The sequence below is a fragment of the Streptomyces sp. NPDC005803 genome (assembly GCF_040630435.1).
GTDB lineage: Bacteria > Actinomycetota > Actinomycetes > Streptomycetales > Streptomycetaceae > Streptomyces.
In genome coordinates, this window is record NZ_JBEXXO010000003.1 from 48,363 (window position 1) to 66,316 (window position 17,954).

Annotated in this window: 11 protein-coding genes; 3 read left to right on the forward strand and 8 right to left on the reverse strand. The window is 69.1% G+C overall.

Features of this window, described 5'->3' with window-relative positions:
- Positions 1–56 precede the first annotated feature (56 nt).
- Positions 57–464, reverse strand: a complete 408-nt coding sequence (locus tag ABZ454_RS05600) for a hypothetical protein (protein WP_359536222.1) — start codon at positions 462–464, stop codon at positions 57–59.
- 172 nt (positions 465–636) lie between these two features.
- Entirely contained in the window at positions 637–939 is a 303-nt protein-coding gene (locus ABZ454_RS05605) for a hypothetical protein (RefSeq protein WP_359536223.1), read from the reverse strand.
- A 29-nt stretch (positions 940–968) separates the two neighbouring features.
- Between ABZ454_RS05605 and ABZ454_RS05610 the strand changes: the two genes are divergently transcribed.
- Entirely contained in the window at positions 969–1,211 is a 243-nt protein-coding gene (locus tag ABZ454_RS05610; RefSeq protein ID WP_359536224.1) for a hypothetical protein, read from the forward strand.
- Between the two features lie 369 nt (positions 1,212–1,580).
- On the opposite strand, the gene ABZ454_RS05615 is transcribed toward ABZ454_RS05610, so the two are convergent.
- From ABZ454_RS05615 to ABZ454_RS05640, 6 genes are all read right to left on the reverse strand, one after another.
- On the reverse strand, positions 1,581–2,048 hold the full coding sequence (locus tag ABZ454_RS05615) for an Imm26 family immunity protein (RefSeq protein WP_359536225.1): 468 nt from the start codon (positions 2,046–2,048) through the stop codon (positions 1,581–1,583).
- Positions 2,042–12,610 carry a LamG-like jellyroll fold domain-containing protein gene (locus tag ABZ454_RS05620; protein WP_359536226.1) on the reverse strand — a complete coding sequence of 3,523 codons (10,569 nt, stop codon included), beginning with the start codon at positions 12,608–12,610 and terminating at the stop codon, positions 2,042–2,044. The genes ABZ454_RS05615 and ABZ454_RS05620 overlap by 7 nt, the downstream gene beginning before the upstream one ends.
- A gap of 239 nt (positions 12,611–12,849) precedes the next feature.
- Positions 12,850–13,410, reverse strand: a complete 561-nt coding sequence (locus tag ABZ454_RS05625) for a BMP family ABC transporter substrate-binding protein (RefSeq protein ID WP_356322498.1) — start codon at positions 13,408–13,410, stop codon at positions 12,850–12,852.
- A gap of 56 nt (positions 13,411–13,466) precedes the next feature.
- Complete coding sequence (locus ABZ454_RS05630; RefSeq protein ID WP_359536227.1) at positions 13,467–13,838, reverse strand: hypothetical protein; 372 nt, start codon at positions 13,836–13,838, stop codon at positions 13,467–13,469.
- A gap of 152 nt (positions 13,839–13,990) precedes the next feature.
- On the reverse strand, positions 13,991–14,749 hold the full coding sequence (locus ABZ454_RS05635; protein ID WP_359536228.1) for an HNH endonuclease family protein: 759 nt from the start codon (positions 14,747–14,749) through the stop codon (positions 13,991–13,993).
- A 132-nt stretch (positions 14,750–14,881) separates the two neighbouring features.
- Positions 14,882–15,748, reverse strand: coding sequence for a hypothetical protein (locus ABZ454_RS05640; RefSeq protein WP_359536229.1), 867 nt, complete (start codon positions 15,746–15,748; stop codon positions 14,882–14,884).
- Positions 15,749–15,863: 115 nt separating this feature from the next.
- Here ABZ454_RS05640 and ABZ454_RS05645 point away from each other — a divergent pair, with 115 nt between their 5' ends.
- Together ABZ454_RS05645 and ABZ454_RS05650 are read left to right on the forward strand one after the other, a co-directional pair.
- Positions 15,864–16,436, forward strand: coding sequence for a TetR/AcrR family transcriptional regulator (locus ABZ454_RS05645; protein WP_356322502.1), 573 nt, complete (start codon positions 15,864–15,866; stop codon positions 16,434–16,436).
- A gap of 100 nt (positions 16,437–16,536) precedes the next feature.
- Positions 16,537–17,841, forward strand: coding sequence for an SGNH/GDSL hydrolase family protein (locus tag ABZ454_RS05650; protein WP_359536230.1), 1,305 nt, complete (start codon positions 16,537–16,539; stop codon positions 17,839–17,841).
- Positions 17,842–17,954: the final 113 nt, after the last annotated feature.

Consider the following 17,954-nt stretch of genomic DNA (forward strand, 5'->3'; position numbering starts at 1 on the left):
ATCCGTCCGGCGGGGCTTGAGGTCTACTCCGGCAGTCGGAACAACTGCCGGAGGGATCAGCGCCCAGCGAGTCTCAGCGTCGGACCGTAGTCACCGGAACCGTCGGACATGGCAACTTCGAGCTCCCGGTCAGGGAAAGCCGTTCGTGCCGCTGCTCGCCACATGGTGGCGATACTCTCCGCCAATGCAGGAAGCGCCTCGTACTCCGATTGCAGAGTGATCACGAAGTAGTCCCACAAGTGCACGTGGTTCACTACCGATTCGATCGCCCGCACATCGCCTTGCAGACGAACATACCACTCATCGACGGATTTCCTGTCGAACTTGAAACCGAGGAATACACAGTCTCGGTATTCCACAAAGTTCGGCCAGTACAAGTCTGCCAGCGCTGCGGCCTCGGCCACGGTGACATGGGCAGACATGAAGCCTTGAATGTGGTACCCGTCGGCCTCGTCGCCGGTCACCCACTCCGACAACTGCGGCAACCCTCTAGGATCCATCACATTGGCTCGCTTCGTTCTCGAGTTCGCTTACCTGGTACACGTTGGTGAGATGTTCCTCAACACCTCATCGGCGGAACGTCATCCGGACCCGTCGGGCGGGCAGTCTCTCCCTGTACCGCCGTTCCGGACGTCATCAGACGCTCAGCCGCCCACTCCAGCACTCCGGGAACGGACCGTACTCGTCCCCGGCGACGGGGCGGGTGCAGCCGAGCAGTTCCAGGTGCTGGGGATCACCCGTGGTGGGCGAAGCCAGATGCGTCCGGTGCAGGATGGTGGTGGCGTAGGACTGAACTCCGTCGAAGACGCCACCGGTGACATACCCCACCTCTGCGGCGCCTTCCGGAGCGCCGTCCCTGACCGGCCATGCTCCGACGAGCCGGCCCAGACGTGATTCGAGATGGTCGATCAGAACAGCCGTCGGGTCCGTCGCCGTCATCAGGTTCTGGCAATACGTTCATCACCTCGGTGAACCTCACCACGGGCGCCCTGGACCCCGCGCCGCCCACGCCGTTCAAGGAGACCGTCAACCCGGCCCACACGGCGGCCGCGTACACGCTGGACTACCGCGAGCCGGAGGGCCTCGGCGTGTACGTCCCGGACCCGGCCCAGCCCGGCGTCTTCCGGATCGGCATGGGGTTCGCCTCGGGAGACGCGGGCGCGCGGGTGGCAACGATCTACGGCAAGGCGGGGCTGGTTCAACCGTCCTGATCCACGGCTTGCGGGCTCACGACACGGCGCGCCCCGTGTAGTCGCCGCGGCTGCCCGGCCGGACCGGGTGGTGGCGCGCCCGGCACTCCGCCGCACAAAGGGAGCAGGGACTGCCGGACTCCGACAGCCCCTGCTCGTCCGGCATCCAGACTCTTCCGTGGACGTTCAAGTATCGACTGAATCCGCCCGTCCGGTGTCCGTGGGCAGCATCTCCGGAAGCCGGTCCGCCCGGCTGGAATTCGAATTCTCAGGAATAATCCGTTTATTTCTTGACAGAAACGCAACTGGAGTCCTGCCACAGAACATCGTGGCAGGACTCCAGCCGTGCGATCGGTACAGAGCCAACCGCAGAAGACTCAGACCTTCGGATCAGATCGTCAGATCGTCAAAAGCCTGGTTCCACGGGCCATACCCATGGAATCCACGAAGGGCCGATTCAACGACAGCAGGAGAAAATGACTTGTGAAGCTTCATTTTGCTCGCCCGCTCCGAAGAAATCGAGACCCCTACATTGCCGCGCACATCCTGGATTCGATATTCCCCAGGCGGCTCGACCCAAACCTTGTATTCCAGGTCCGGGATACCGCCAACCAGTTGACGGTTACCGACTACAGGCCAGGCACCGTCCTTGATGCGAATATCCATGGTCTCCACGAGAAAGATTGGCGTATCGAGTTCAATTGACTCGATGTCGCGTGACTCTTCAACGTCCAGGAGATCAGAGAAGACCGCCAGCAGAACATTTCCACCAAGCTTCTCGATCACCTGCGCCAAAGCAATCTCTTGGCCGTTCACCGGGACGGACAGAATGTCGCCCTTTCTGTATTTCCCTAGCATACAGTCCCTCCTGCAGCTTTGTAACGGGCATCATTCATTTGCACTCGACCGTTTTCGAGGACACTTCCTGGAACTGACTTCTTTCCGCCACCGGCACGCATCCAGCTCTCCTCGAGGACATCAAGATCCTGTCCAGGATTTGCCCTGTCGAGCACCTCAAAGGTGAACGACTTGTGGGGGTAGTCCTTGGCGTGCTCACGCTGACGCTTCATGTACCGCTTCCAACTCTTCGCCTGACCGACATACTCCTCTCCGGAAATAATGTCAGTCCTCAGGTAGATAACGCCTGGGGGGGTCGGAGGAGTAGGCGACGCATTATGGACGAGGACCGGAGTCTGTCCGGCCAGCACATAGTACGTGTGCAGTCCCTCGATGCTGAGGTCGTACGTCGTGCGGGTTGCGGTGTAGGCCTTGGTGTCGATCACCACCGTCGGGCCGCCGGTATCGTTCTGGAGTTTCTGGCCGGCCTTGAGGTCGGCGGCCTGGGTCCAGGCGTTCTTGGTGGCTTCGTAGAACTGGTGGTGCTTGGTGGTCTGGATCGTCTTCTGGCCGGACTTCGTATCCACGACGACGTCGACGTAGTCACGGTCCGTCTTGGTGACGATGACCGCCTTGACCTTGTGCTTCTCCTTCTTCTTCTTGCCCGGTTCGGCCGTCAGGACGTAGTCCCCGACCTTCACCTCGGAGATCGGCTTGGTCGTGCCGTTCGCCAGCAGCACTGCGGTCAGGCCCGTAAAGCTGTGCGGAACGCGAACCCGGCAACTGCCACCCGGAGACGTCGGCTGACCGTCCGGTTCCTGCTTCGCCGTCGACTTGCGGCCGAACTTACTTGCCGCCGCGCCGAACACACCGCCCGTTGCCGCGCCGACCGCCGAGGCCTTCGCCGCGCCCGAGACGCTGCAGCCCTCCTCGCTGGTCACGCAGGAGATGCCGTAGCCGACCGCGCCTTCCGCAGCGCCGCCCGCAGCACCCATCGCCGCGCCGTTCAGCGCCTTGCCGCCGACACCGGCGAGCAGGCGGCCCACCGCGCCGGAGGCCGCGCCGCCGGCCGCGCCGCCGAGGGCGCCGGTGAGGGCTCCCACGCCGACCGCGGTCGCGAAGCCGGCCAGGGTCTTGGGACCGTCACTCATCGCGTAGCCGACCGCGTTGGCGGCAGCGCCCGCGAGCATTCCGCAAGCGACAACGCCCCCACCGAAGGTCGCCCCCGTGCAGCCCGCGAAGACCGCCACGCCGACCGCCACCGAGGCGATCGTCGATGCGTGCTGCTTCACGAAGTTGGCTGTGGCCTTGGCCGCCTTCTTGACGGCCTTGCCGACCTTCTTGGCGGCCTTCACCACCTTGTGCGCCACGCTCTTGACGGCCTTGGCGACCTTGCGGACCGTCTTCTTGACGTGTTTGACGACCTTGTGGACGTATTTCTTAACGCGCTTATAGGTCCGCTTGACGTATCTCTTGACCTTTTTGACGCTGTCGGCGACATAGTGCACGGCCTTGCGCACCACGCGCTTGGCCTTCTTGACGACCTTCTTGACCGCCTTCTTGATCTTCTTGGCGGCGGCCTTGACCTTCTTCGCGACCTTCTTGACCGCGGCCTTGGTCTTCTTGTAGGCCGACTTGACGACCTTCTTGACCTTCTTCTTGACCTTCTTGATGGCCTTGTCGACGAAGCTCGGCCAGTGACCCGTCGGGTCCGTCGCCGTCATCGGGTTCTGGTCCGCGTACGCGTAGCGGTTCGCGGACACCGACGTCGGCAGCGGGCTCATGCCCACCGTGTCGCGGCTGTTGAACTGGCCGGTCTCCGGTGAGTACCAGCGCGCCGCCATGTTGACCTTGGCGGTCTCCGGGTCCGTCCACCCCGACTGGTAGCCGAGGTGTCCGACCATGCCCGTGGACTGCTCGACCTTCCCGAACGGGGAGTACGTGGTCGAGCCCGTCAGCGCCTCGCCGTCCGCGGTGAACTGTCCCACCACGTCGTCGTGGATGTCGGTCAGTGCGAGCACCGAACCTATCGCCGACTTGATGCCCATCAGCGAACCGTCGACGTTGCGGCTGTAGCTGGTGCCGCCGTCGGACGCCACGTCGTTGCCGGCCCCGCTGTACGCGAAGTCGTACATCGTGCCGCCCTGGCCGTCCGTGGCCTTCAGCGTCCGGTCCAGGCCGTCGTACGTGTAGGTGCGCTCGCCCTCGCTGATGACGCGGTTGAAGGCGTCCGCCTTCACCGAGGTCTGCACACCGCCCTCGTCGGTGACCGAACTCATCGTGCCGCGCGCGGTGTACGTGTACGTGCCCTGCCCGTCCGAGGTGAGGCGGTTGCGGGCGTCGTACGTGTAGGTGTCACCGCCCACGCGGGTCCGGTTGCCGGACGCGTCGTAGCCGTACTGCTCGGTCGTGCTCCCGTTGTTCCAGGACGACAGGCGGTTCGCCCAGTCGTACGTGTACGTGTTCGTGGTGGCCCCGGCGACACCCGTCGTCGTCTTCGACGTCTCGTTGCCGTTGAGGTCGTAGCCGTAGGTGAACGACGCCAGTGACTTGCCGGTCGGTGACGTCAGCTTGTCCGTGGTCAGCTGGCCCAGGGAGTCGTAGGAGAAGTCACGCCTCCCCTTGCCCTGCCCGTACTCGATCGACGTCACGTTGGACTCGGTGTCGTAGCCGTACGTCATCGACGTACCGCTCGCACCGTCCACCGCCGTCTTCAGCCGGCCCGCCGTGTCGTACCCGAAGGTCGACGTGCCCGACGCGTCCTTGCGCGAGGTCATCGCGCCATTGCCGTCGTAGGCGAAGGAGGAGGTGCCGGAGGGGCCGTTGGCGCTCAGGAGCAGGCCGCGGTCGTCGTAGGAGAAGGTGTTCTTCTCCTCGTCCGCACCCGCCACCGAGGTGACCTGGTCGTCCTCGTCGTAGGTGTAGGTGTGGTCGGTGGTCTCCGCCTCCGCGCCCGTGCCGTGCTGGCGGACCAGCCGGCTCCGGTCGTCGTACTCGTTGCTGACGACGACCCCGCCCGGGGAGCGCTGCTCCTGGGGGCGTCCCGCCGCGTCGTAGACCATCGTGAACGTGCGGTCCACGAGGTCCGGATGCGCCGGGGTGGACGGTTCGATCTCCTTCTCCGCCATGCCCCACGTGTTGTACGTGGTGAGGAAGGCGTTGCCGCGGCCGTCGGTGAAGCGCGTGCGGTTGCCCGCCGCGTCGTAGCCGAAGGTCGTGGTGATCGACTCGGTCGCCGAGACCGGCTGGACCGCCTTGGTGATCAGACCCGTCGCATCGCTGGTGAGCGTGACGGTGTGGCCCCGGTAGTCGGTCACCGACGTCGGGTTGCCCGCACGGTCGTAGGTGGAGCTGCTCGTGCGCAGCACCTTGCCCGTCGCGTCCAGGTCCTTCGTGGCGGTCAGCTGGCCGTAGCCGTCGTAGGTGTTGGCGGTGCTGGTGCCGTCGGCGTCCACCGACGTGAGCGGCCGGCCGTCCATGTCGTACGTGAAGCGGCTGGTGGCGCCCGCGGCGTCGGTCACCTCCGTCGTCTCACCGAGGACGTTGTACTTGTAGGACTCGCTCACCCCGGTCGGGCTGACCGTCCGGGAGAGTTCACCTCCCGGGGCGTTGTACTCGTTGATGGAGGTGTACGCCCGCTGGGTCGGCTGGCGCACGATGTCCGTGTCCGTGACCGGGCGGCCGAGGTAGTCCCAGGTGGTCTCCTGGCGGGCGCCGCCGGGCCGGGTGGCCGACAGCTGGTCGCCGTTGGCGGTGTACGTGTACCGCGTCGTGGCGCCGCCGGGCTCCTTGACCGAGGCCAGGTCGCCGAGCTGGGTGTAGGTGTACTCGGTGCGCTTGCCCAGCGGGTCGACCTCGGCGGTGACCTGGCCGAGCTTGTTGTACTCGTTCCAGGTCGCGGCCGTGATCGGGGCCGAGGCCCCCGGCGGGGTGTAGTTCGGCATGGTCGTCGAGGACTCCTGGCCCTCGGCGTCGTACGCCGTCGTCACCACGTTGCCGAGCGGGTCGGAGGACTCGGTGTCCTCACCGAACGTGTTGTAGCCGGTCATCGACACCGGGCGGACCGACACCGGGGTGCCACCGCCGGTCTCGCTGTTGACCGCCGGCTCGGTGACGCTGGTCTGCTGACCGGCCTCGTCGTAGCCGTAGTCGGTCGTGACCCCGTTCTCGTCGGTCATGGCCAGCGGCAGTCCGCGCTGGTCCAGCTTCCAGGTGTTGGTGCGGACGGAACTGCCCGCCGCCGGGAGGGTGCCGCCCTTGAGCGCGGTCACCTGGGCCGAGTTCAGCGCCTCGCCGTAGACCTGGATGTCGCTGAGCGCGCCGTTGGTGTTCTCCGCGTACGCGCCGCTGGCGAGCCTGCGGCCGACCTGGAGCCGGCCCGTGGCGTCCCAGGGCGTGGTGAACGCCGTAGAGGTGCCGGACTGGACGCCGTTGACGTACAGCCTGATCTGGGCGGCCTCGTTGTCGTACACACCGGTCAGGTGCGTCCAGGTACCGGTGCTCACCGCGGCCGTCCCCGAGGACGCCCGGGCGATGGTGGGGCCGGACATGTCCGAGCCGTGGCGGTTGAACGTCCAGCCGTACGCCGTGGAGTAGTAGAGCTGGAAGCCGCTGCCGATCTTCCCGTCCTGGGCGAGGAAGGTGCTGTTGGCCGCGGTGGAGTTCAGCTTGACCCACGTGGAGACCGTGAAGGAGCCGCCGGTGTTGACCACCGCGCCCTGCGTCTCGCCGTAGGCGTTCGCCGTGCCGTCGAAGACGGCGGCGCCACCGTGCTCGGTGGAGCGGGTGACTCCGCTGCCGAGGGTGACGGCCTTGTTCCCGCCGGACGAGTCCGCGGCCGAGGTGCCGCTCGTCTCGGCCAGCTTCCAGCGGGCCACCGGTGCGGTGGTGCCGTCGTGGACGGTGGATCCGGTGACGTTGCCGAGGTTGTCGTAGAGCGTGTCCTCGGTGCTGGTACGGCCGTCGGCCGGGTCGAGGTCGGTCTCCGAGACGACGTTGTCGTCCGGGTCGTAGCTCACCTTCGTGGTCCGGGCGAGGCCGCCCGGGTCCAGGACCGACGACGTGGTGCGGTCGGAGGCGTCCACCGTGAACGTGGAGACGGTCTGGCCGTCGTTGGTGACCTGCTTGACCAGGTTGCCGGCCGCGTCGTAGGTGTTGGCCTCCTCGGTGAAGGAGAGGCCGTTGGCCGGGTCCTTGCGCATCACCGAGGCGGCGAGGCCGTCGTCGGTGTAGGTGTAGGCCGTGACGAGGCCCATCGCGTCGGTGATCGACGCGAGCCGGCCCGCCGGGTCGTAGGCCCGGGACTCCTGCACGAGGGTGGTGGCCGGCGAGGGGTTCGCCGGGTCGCCCGTGTAGTTCAGCAGGTTGGTGGTGAGGGGCCTGCCCTCGCCGTCGAAGGTGTAGGTGTTGACGTTGCCGGCCGGGTCGGTCTCCTTGACCTTGTTGCCGTACACGTCGTACTCGAACGACGTGGTGTCGCCGCCCGGGTCCGTCCTCGACGCCATGCGGTTGTACGCGTCGTACGTGATCGAGGTGGCGCGGGAGGCGTCACCGCCGGTCAGGTCGGCGATCGTCTGCGAGAGGACGTTGCCGTCGGCGTCGTAGACGGTGCTGGTCCGCCCGGTGTGGACGGCGCCGGTGACCCGGTTGGTGACCGGCGGGTCGGTCTCGGTGAGGACCTGGTCGTCCTTGTCGTACGTCAGGGTCGTGGTGAGGCCGCCCGGCTGGGCGTCGGTCACCTCGGTCCTGGTGATCTGACGGCCGAGGTTGTCGTAGGTGCTCTTCTCCTTCGCCCCGTTGGCGTCCGTCGTCTCGGCGACGTCACCGTTGGCGAAGTAGGAGTACGCGGTCTTCCGGCCGCCCGGGGTGACCACCTCGGCGACCAGCCCGGCCGGCGCCTTCGCGGTGCCGCCCTCCGCCGCCGCGGTGGTGGCGGTCGTGTACGTGGTGGTGGCGGTCCGCCCGTTCGGGTGGCCCGGCACCGGCGGCGTCGTCACCGAGGTGAGGTTGCCCGCGGTGTCGTACGCGTAGCTGGTCAGGTAGGTGTTGTCCGTCGGGCCCGAGGAACGGCCGTCGCGCTCGGTGAGCACCAGGTCGTTGCGCGGGTCCATCGGCGGGAACGCCGTGGTCGAGTCCGGGTAGTACGTGTAGTAGTCGGTGGCGCACTTGCCCGCGGCCGTGTCCTGGCACATGGTCTGGGAGACCGTGTTGCCGCGGATGTCGTGGCCGGTGATCGAGCGGTTGCCGTTGGCGTCGGTCACGGTGCGCAGGAAGCCCGCCGTGTCGTAGCCGTAGGTGGTCCGCTTGCCGTTGGTGTCGATCGCGGTGAGCAGACGGTTGCCCATCTCCGCGTCGTACACGTAGGTCATCGTCTTCTCGGTGGGGTCGGTGAGCTTCACCGTCCGCACCGGGGCGACGCCCGCGGATGCCTTGTACGCCGACCAGTGCTGCTCGACCTGGTCCTCGGTGAGTCCGCCCGCGTGCACGGCGACCTCGGCGATGGAGCCGGTGAAGTAGCTGACGTCGGCCGGAGCGCTGATCCAGCCCTTGGCGAAGCCGGCGCCGATGAACGTCCGGGTGTTCGTCTGGTCGTTGGGCGCCCCGGTGAAGTCGGCCTGCTTGACGCCGTCCACGTACAGGGTCTGCGTGGTTCCGGTCGCCGAGAGCACGGCGTGGTGCCAGGTGTTGTCGGTGACCGTCGCCTTGGACCCGAAGTCCGTGGCGGCCGAACCGGACACGCTGTACCAGTGGCCGCGGAGCTTGCCGTCGGCACCCACGTACAGGACGGGGTCGATGGGACCGCTCGCCCCGGCCGCGTCGTTGGGGGCCTTGGTCTGGTCGGACACCAGCACGCCCGGCTTCGCGGTCTTGAACCACAGCTCGACGGAGCGGTCGCCCTTGCCGTGCCAGCCCGCGTACGGGATCTCCGCGTACGAGCTGGTGCCGTTGAACTGCGCCGCCGTGACGTCACCGGTGCCGAACGGCCCGGCCACGCCCTGGGTGACGCTGTTGTACGTACCGAAGCCGGTGTGCAGCTCGTTGGCGGCCTGTGCGGCGCCCTGGGTGTCGTCCAGGCGCCAGTATCCGGCCGGCGCCGTGCCCATCACCGCGGAGCGGTAGACCTGGGACGAGCCGGTGACGGTGGCGGGGTTCAGCTTCCAGGTGCCGCCGTCGCCGTCGGTGGCCTGGACGACCAGGTCGTCCGTGGTGCCGTAGGTGACGGCCGACTGGGTCTTGCCGCCCGGCGTGGTGATCTTGTTGAGCAGTCCTGCGGACCGGGTGGCCGCGAGGTACTGCGCGGTGATGACCGACGGGTCGAGCGCCTCGGTGTAGACGGCGACCTCGGCGAGCTGTCCGGAGTAGTGCCCCAGCTTGTCGGAGGCGTTCATGGCCGGCCAGCCGTCGGTGTTCACCCCGGCTCCGAAGGAGATGTAGGGCTGCTCCCAGTCGTTGATGGTGCCGGCGAGGGTGCCCTGCTTGGCGCCGTCGAGGTAGAGCGTCTGGGTGGTCGCCGCTCCGGTGAGGGCCACGTTGTGCCACTTGCCGTCCGTCACGGTGGCCGTGGACGCGATCGTGGTCATGCACCCGGGGGACATGGCGAGGCAGCCACGGAGCTTGCCGTCCGTGCCGACGTACACCGCCGGGGTGTTCTTCTTCGTGTTCGTGACCGGGTCGGCGTCACTGAGCGGCTTGTCCCCGTAGTAGAAGAGGACACCGCCCGCCTGCGTGGTCTTGAACCACAGCGACACCGTCGTGTACGAGGGCGTGGCGCCCGGGGCGCTCGGGATCTCGACGTACGACGTGGTGCCGTTGAACGTGGCGGCCTTCTGCGTGGACCCGGTCAGCGGACCGGTCCCGCCGAGGGTCACGTTGCGGTAGAGGCCGTTGAACTTGCCCTGGTTGAGGTCGACCGTGTCGCTCGCGACCGTGCCGCCGGTCTCCCCCAGCCGCCAGTACGCGAACGGGTCCGCGTCCAGGACGGTGGTGCGGTAGTGGTTGCCCGTGGCGTAGCCGTAGACGGTGCACTTGGTGGGGTCGGCGGGCGGGCAGACCTTGGTGAGCTGGTCGCCGGTGTAGCCGTAGTTCCAGATCTGGGCGGTGCTCGCGTCCCCGGCCTTGGCGGGGTCCGTGGTCACGGTCGCCACGTGCGGGGCGGTGGCCCCGGAGGGGGTCTGCCAGGTGAAGGACAGCGACCGGTTGGACGTGGTGTTGGTGACCTTGCTGAGCTTGCCGCTCGTGTAGGTGAAGGTCTCCGCCCGGTTCGCGTAGTCCTTGATCGACGAGATCGCGAACGCGCCGGTCCGGCCGGTCACCGCCTGCTGGAAGCTGTAGGTGGTGAAGTCCTTGTCGGTCAGCGTGTAACCGCCGCCCGACGCGGCCGCCGCCAGCCTGGCGTACCGCCCCATCGGAGGTACGAAGGTGCCGTCGGCGTTGCGGCCGAAGGCCACCTGCTCGCCGCCCGGGTAGGTGATCACGACGCTGGTGAGGGTGCCCGCGCCGTCCTTCACCTCCACGGCCGTCATGTCGGTGACCGTCGCCCAGCCGGCGCCGAAGGCACCGTCGGTGCGCGGGTCACGGCTGTTGTACGAGCGCTCCACGGACAGCGACGGGCCGACGACCTCGATCTCGGCGTCGGTGTCCTCGGTGGTGTAGTTGGCGTCGCTGGGGTCGAATTCGTGGCCGTCGGTGTTCTGGGAGAGGCCCGAGGTCACCGGCGGCTGCGGCACCGCCGTGGCGAACCGGCTGGCCGAGTACATCACCGAGTCGTATCCGTCGGTGACGCTGACGTACCAGGCGTAGTTCTTGCTCCACTTGAGCTTGCCGGCGGGTATCTTCCAGCTGCTCTTGGTGATGATCCCGGAGGTGGCGACGGGCGTGGTGCTGTCGCTGTCCGCGTCGTACACCTCGAAGGCGTACGTCAGGGCAGCCATCGGCCACTTGTCGGCGTCGCTCGCGTAGACGAGCAGCTCCGGCTGGAGGGTGTTCGACTGGTGGTTCTCCGGCGGGTACTGGGCGTTGATCTGCGGCGCCTTGTTGGCCGTGTACGTCAGGTCCAGTGCGGGCCGGAAGGCCGCCGTGGTGCTGTTGTCGGAGTGGAACTTCTTCCAGTGCAGCCCGTCGTCGGTCGGCGCGGTCAGGGCCAGACCGTAGTTGGCGCTGCCGGTGGCGACGTCGTCGAACCATCCGGTGGACAGCGGGACCGGCATCTTCGTACCGACGCTCAGGCTGTTGGCGCTGTTGCTGCAGGAGGCTCCGGGGGCGACGGTGGCGGTGCCGATCGCGGTGCCGTAGGCCGGGCCGGGGTACGCGGTGACGCCGGCCGGGGTCCAGGACTGCGTCACCGGGTGCACCGAGAACGGTTCGGCGGTGCAGGTCGCGGACCAGACCGCGTACACGTTCAGGGTGGCGGCGGTGACCCGCTGGCCCTTGAGCGTGGTGCCCAGTGAGGAGAACTGGAGGAACGAGTTCGTCTTGTTGGTGCCGGAGTCGTAGCTGCCGACCTTGATCTGGTTCTCGGTGGAGTGGTCACCACCGATGGTGTTCTGCGTGTACGTCGAATTGCCGGCGGTGACCGTGGGGTCCACGGTGACGGGGTAGGCCCGGGCGGGGTCGTCCAGCCAGTCGCGGTCGGCGGTCAGCCGCAGGGCGGGCTTGCCGTCGGCGGTGGTGGTCAGTTCGTAGGTCACCGCGCGGGACATCGCCGCGTCGCCGGAGCGGGGGTCGATCCGGGAGTCCTCCATGAAGGCGTGGGGAATGGTGGCGGTCACCTCCCCGTCCCCGTCCGTGAACACCACGTCGCCGTTGTCCGCGATGCGCGGGGTGAGCCCCTGGACATCGAGGGGGAACAGCCAGGAGTTCGGGGCGTCGGCCGACCGCAGGACCAGCCGTTCCTTGAAGCCCTCGGCGAGCGGGGAGAGCAGCAGGTCGGTGTCCGGCAGGACGTCGGCGTACGTCGCCGTGTTGTCGGCGTCGACGGTGACGTCGGCCTTCTTCGCCCCACGGAGCGAGTAGGCGAGGCTGCGGCCCGCACCGAAGTCGACGGAGGCGAGCCGCTGGTCGCCCGCGTCCGGGGCGAACTCGACGTCGAGGGAGTTGGCGGCCTGCTGGAGCCTGCCGTCCTTGTCCTCGGTCAGGTCGGTGTCGATCGGCTTCCAGGCGCCGTCGGCGCCCTTGAAGTTGGACCGGCCGGCGTAGTGCCGGACGGTGGTCGACCCGTCGGTGTTGACGTAGTAGTCGGAGGTCGCCGTCGACTTCTTGGCGTTCCGCTTGCTGGTCTTCGCGTCGAAGCTCTTGGCGTTGCCCGCGGCGGCGTCGGTCACGGCCGTGCGGGGGCGGTCGTCGGCCCGGGCGTAGGCGTCGAGTTCGCCCTTGCCCTTGCCGGCGCTGTGACCGACCGCGTTCTTGCTGCTGGTCTGGTCCGCGGTGGCGGTGTGGCTCTTGCCGCGCGCGGTGCCGCTCTCCTGGTCGGGAGTGCGCAGGGGGGACTCGTCCAGCCACTTCCACAGCCCGGACAGGGACATCTTCGGCATCGAGAGCGCCGGAAGGGTCGCACCCGTGGCGGACGCCGTCTCGGTCGTGAGCATGCACGAGAGCGAGACGAGCACGGCAACTGCCGTGCCTCGCGCCCTGCGTCGCCCGACGGGGCCTGGGGGGAACAACGATGATGGACTTCGCCATCGAGCACGCATCGGGGCTGCTTTCTCTTCACAAGGCCTACATATGGCCTCGCGAGATTGCCCTATACGCCGACACGAGATCTACCAATTCTCGTTCGATCTTATGCGATGTTTATCTCATCGCACGCTTCCTGCCAGTTCGACTGCTACTGCACGGCCTTGACTGCTCGTCGGACGGCGTCGGCGGCCTCGTCCGGCACCTCGTCCCCCGGTGCGATCACCGTGAGGTTGCCGGCTTCCGCGCCGCGCTCCCCCGTCCCGGAGCCGACCACGACGAACCGCACCCGCGGATGGCCGGCCGCCGCCTTGCGCACCGTCTCCGTCTGGGCCGGACCGGTGGCCAGCACGACCTCGCAGTCCCGCTGGATCAGCCCGTTCAGGTGCGGCAGCGCGTTCGCCGCCGTCTGCTCGCCCATGACCGGGACGTGGGTGACCCGGGCCCGCGTGTCACCGGAGGCCTCCTCCATGCCCTGCCAGACAGCGGCAGCGGGGGTGCCCGCCTTGATGCCGTCCTCGCCGGTGAGCAGGCACGCGTCCACGTCCTGGTACTGGCGCGCCCTGGCGTCCGGCGGGCCCGCCGCTTCGTCGTCGCCGCCGAACACCCACACGGCCACGAGAGCGCAGACGACCAGCAGCGTCCCTGCGGCCGCCCACGCGCCACGACGCCCGCGCGACAGGGCCGCCGTCCGCTCAAGGATCAGCCGCACACGAGGCATTCGCCGCCGGGGCGCGGGTGTCCTGCCCCGCCAGGTACGCCGGGTCCTCATGCTGTGCCGTCCGCGCCGGCACGGTGCGTCCGCCAGGGAGCGCCGGCGAACAGGGCGTGGGCCGCGGCCCCCAGCGTGGTGACCAGCACCAGCAGCAGGTCCGCCGCGAACTCCGCCCCCCGCGTCTCCTCCGGGGTCAGGGCCGCCCAGAGCACCCAGGCCACGTTGGCGGCGGCGAAACCGGCGCACGCCGCCCAGTCGCCGGCCCGCCCCCGCCGCGCCGCGATGACGAGAGAGGGCACGAAGGACAGCATGCCCAGCGTGACTACGGGCACCGCGGCCAGCAGGGCGCGGGGCGTCACTGTCATCACCATCGCGAGCGGTGAGCGCGGACCTGCCTCGACGGCGTGGGGCACAGCAGGCTTCACGCTTTGTTCCTTAGGGGAGCGACGCGGGCGGCCGTGCAGAGAGCGGCTCGGACCGTTCGCACAGACGCCCGATGGATTCGGACGCCGTAGAGTACACCGCTCCTTCCACAGGTACGGCCCAGCGGGCTCATCGCCCCTGGGGGCGGGGCCGGTCACCCGCCGCACAGCTCCAGCATGACCTTCTTGTCGGCGTCGGTGGCGGGGAGCGCGTACTTCAGTGAGACCTGGGCGAAGCGCAACGCGTACGAACAGCGCACCGGCTTGTACGGCGGCAGCCAGGAGGCGGGGCCCGAGTCGCGCTTGGCGTTGTTGGCCGGGCCGTCCACGGGGAGGAGGTTCAGCGGGTCGTTGGCGATCTGCTGCCGCTTGGCCTCGTTCCAGTGGGCGGCGCCCATCTGCCAGTCGTAGGACAGCGGCATGACGTGGTCGATCTGGACCTTGGCGGCCTGCTGCTTGCGCCACTCGATGGCCGAGCCGGTGTACGGGTCCTTGAGCGTCATGGCGACGACCACACAGTCCGAGCCGTCCCGGAACCGGACCTTCTGGCCATCGCGACTCAGCAGATCGTTCCGCGTGTCGCAGCCGTTCCGCGAGAGCGGGACGCCGTCGACCGAATCCTTCCAGGCGGACCCGAACTTGTCGCGCTCGTAGCCGGTCTTGGGACCACGCCCCTTGGTCGCCACCTTCGCGATGACCTTCCGGGCCGCCGCCCGGTCCGCGTCGGAGGTGAGGGGGGCGAGGCCCGGTTTCGTACCGTCGGGGTTGTCCAGCGGGCTGGCACCGAAGCCGGTGAGGGACCGGCCGCCGCCGTTCGCGCTGGCGCTCGCCCCTCCGCCCCCGGAGGACACCTGGTCGGGGTCGCAGCCGGTGAGGGCGAGCGCCGCCACCACGCTCAGGGCGGGAACGATCACTCGGCAATCGCGGGGAGATATCACTCGTAGCCGTCCTGACGGGGAGAAAGCCGAACCGACCCGGGAATCCTACGGACGTCTTCCCCGCCCGGGGGCGTTCCAGACCTCCGCCCGCCCCGGATGCGGCCCGGATCACACCTTGCCGATGCCCAGCGTCGTCTCCGAAGGCAGCAGCCCGGAGCCGATCGCCGCCACCCACAGGGGCCCCAGGAGCTCTACGAGCCGCTCCCGTTCCTCATCGGTGAGCACCCGCCACGGGGCGGCCGCCGCCTCGTCCGTGCGCCGCTCGACCTCGGCCCGCAGCGCCCTGCCCGCCTCCGTCGCCGTACCGTCGTCCGCCGCCAAGCCGCGCTTCACCAGCCGTTCGAGGGCGTGCGACCACGCCTCGTCACCCCACCCCCGGCTCGCGAACACCGCCGGCGGCGCCGCGCCGATCGCGGCGAACGAGACGAGCGCCTCGACCGGGTCGAGCTCCGCGCCGGCGAGCGCCGCGAGGTGGCCGTCGCCGCGGTGTTCGCGCAGGACGGTCGCCGCATGCCAGAGCGCGAGGTGCGGTTCGTCCGGCCAGGGCAGTGCGGCGTTGGCCGCGGCGAGCGGGCGGCCCGTCGTGTCGGCGGCCTCCGCGACCCGTCGCAGGAGCGCCGCGGCCCCGGCCGTCTCCGGAGCGGTGACCGAATCCCCCAGCAGCGTCCGGTACGCGCGGTCGACGGCCCGGCGCCGTGCGGCGAGCACGGCGTCGGGGGAGGCGACGGACCAGATGCCCGGGACGTGCTCCCCCACCATGCGCGGACTGAAGCTGTAGAAGGTCTCCGTGACCCGCCCGGCCCCGGCCTCCCCGAGCGGCGCCGCCCGCCAGGCGAAGTAGCTCGGCCAGCGCACGTCGACCGCGTACCCGAGCGCCGAGGCCTCCTCGTAGGCCTCCGGCGCGTAGTACAGGACGGCGTGCAGGGGCTCCAGGAGGTGCCACATCTGCCGTACACGGCCCAGTTCGTCGGACATGTCTCCGCCTTTCGCAGCAGCGTGCGTCTTGTCATTGACTAGATGTCCAGCGAGGGCCAGCGTGCCCCCGTCCCGCGAACTTGTCAATGACTAGATTCTGCGTACTGTGCTGTCCATGAGCAGCGACCGCACCTATCACCACGGCGACCTGCGGCGGGCCGTCCTCACCGCCGCCCTCGACGTCATCCGCACCGAGGGCCCCGCCGCGCTGAGCCTGCGCGATCTGGCCCGCCGGGCCGGCGTCTCCCACGCCGCCCCCGCCCACCACTTCAAGGACCGCACCGGCCTGCTCACCGCGATCGCCACCGAGGGCTACGAACTCTTCGCCGACGCCCTCGCCGACGCCCCGGACCTTCGGGAGCGGGGCGTGCGGTACGTACGGTTCGCCGCCGGGCACCCGGCCCACTTCCAGGTGATGTTCCAGCCGGACCTCCACCGCGCCGACGACCCCGCGCTGCTCGCGGCGAAGGAGCGGGCGTCGGTGGAGCTGCGGGCGGGCGTCACCGGGCTCCCCTCCGGCGGCGGGGACGACGCCCGGCTCACCGGCGTGGCCGCCTGGTCCCTGGCCCACGGCTTCGCCACCCTGCTGCTCAGCGGAAACCTGAGCGGGGCGGTGGGCGACCGGGACCCGGAAGAGGTGTTCCGGGCACTCGCCACGCCGGTTTTCGGGCCGCAGGGGTCCAACTGACGCACACCCATGGGGAATAGCCGGCGCCTCCGCGTGATTGGCCCTGTCGTGCGCATGTGATCCACGAAACGGTCATCCGAAGAGAACGAGGGCGGGAATCATGGGAACCACGCACGGGACACGGCGTACGGGCGTCGCGCTGTTATCGGCGCTCGCACTGGTGGCGCTGCCGATCGTCGGCGGAGAGGTCACCAGCGGCTCCGCGCAGGCCGCGACGGCCGCTACCGGCACGACGCCGCAGCCGGACCGCGGGGCATGGCAGGGCGGCTGGGCCGCCTCGCCGCAGGCACCGACCGAGGTCTTCACGCCGAACTGGTCGCGGCAGGGCTTCGCGGACCAGACGGTCCGCCAGGTGGTCCGGGTCAGCACCGGCGGCACCCGGGCCCGCATCGAACTGTCGAACCGCTACGGGAGCACGCCGCTGCGGATCACCGGAGCGACGGTGGCGCGTACGGAGCACGGGGCGTCGGTCAAGGAGGGTTCGGTCCGCCGGCTGTCCTTCGGCAAAGACCGGTCGGTGACCATTCCCGCGGGCTCCGACGCAACGAGTGACGCGGTGCCGTTCAGGACCCGGGCCCTGGAGTCCCTGACCGTCACGCTGTATCTCGCGGAGCCGACCGGCCCCGCCACCTTCCACATGATGTCGTCGGCCACGAGCTACCGGGCGCGGGGCGATCACCGGGCCGACCGCGACGGCGCGGCGTTCAGCGAGACCAGCGCATCCTGGTACTACCTCACCGGCCTCGAGGTCAGTGGCGGCGGCACGCCGCGCAGGAACGGGGTGGTGGCGTTCGGCGACTCCATCACCGACGGCGTCGGATCCACGCCGGACACGAACAACCGCTATCCCGACGAACTGGCCGAGCGTTTCGCGGCCACCGGCCGGCCGCGCAGCGTCCTCAACCACGGGATCGGCGGCAACCAGGTCACGAACGACACGGACTGGGCCGGGGAGAAGGGCGTGGTCCGCTTCGGGAAGGACGTGCTCGACGAGCCGGGCGTGGGCACGGTCATCGTGCTGGAGGGCATCAACGACATCGGGGCGAGCGGCGCGGGCGCGGTCGGCGCACCCACCCCTGAGGTGTCCGTCGCGCAGCTGATCGCCGGCCACCGGTCGTTGATCCGTCAGGCGCACGCCAAGGGGCTCAAGGTGATCGGTGCGACGCTGACGCCCATCAAGGGCTCGTTCTACGACAGCCCCGTCAACGAGGCGAAGCGCGACGCGGTCAACGACTGGATCCGCACTTCGGGCGCGTACGACGACGTGGTCGACCTGGACCGCGCCGTGGCCGACCCCGAGGACCCGGACAGCATCGCCCCGGCCTACGACTCGGGAGACCACCTGCACCCGGGAGACGCGGGCTACCGGGCGATGGCGGAGGCGCTGGACCTGCGGAGGCTCTGATCCCGTCGCCCGGATGACCCCGGTGGCCCCGGTGGCCCCGGTGGCCCCAGTGGCCCCAGTGGCCCCGGTGGCCCCGGTGGCCCGGGCAGCCTCATGGCCTGCCCGGGCCACCG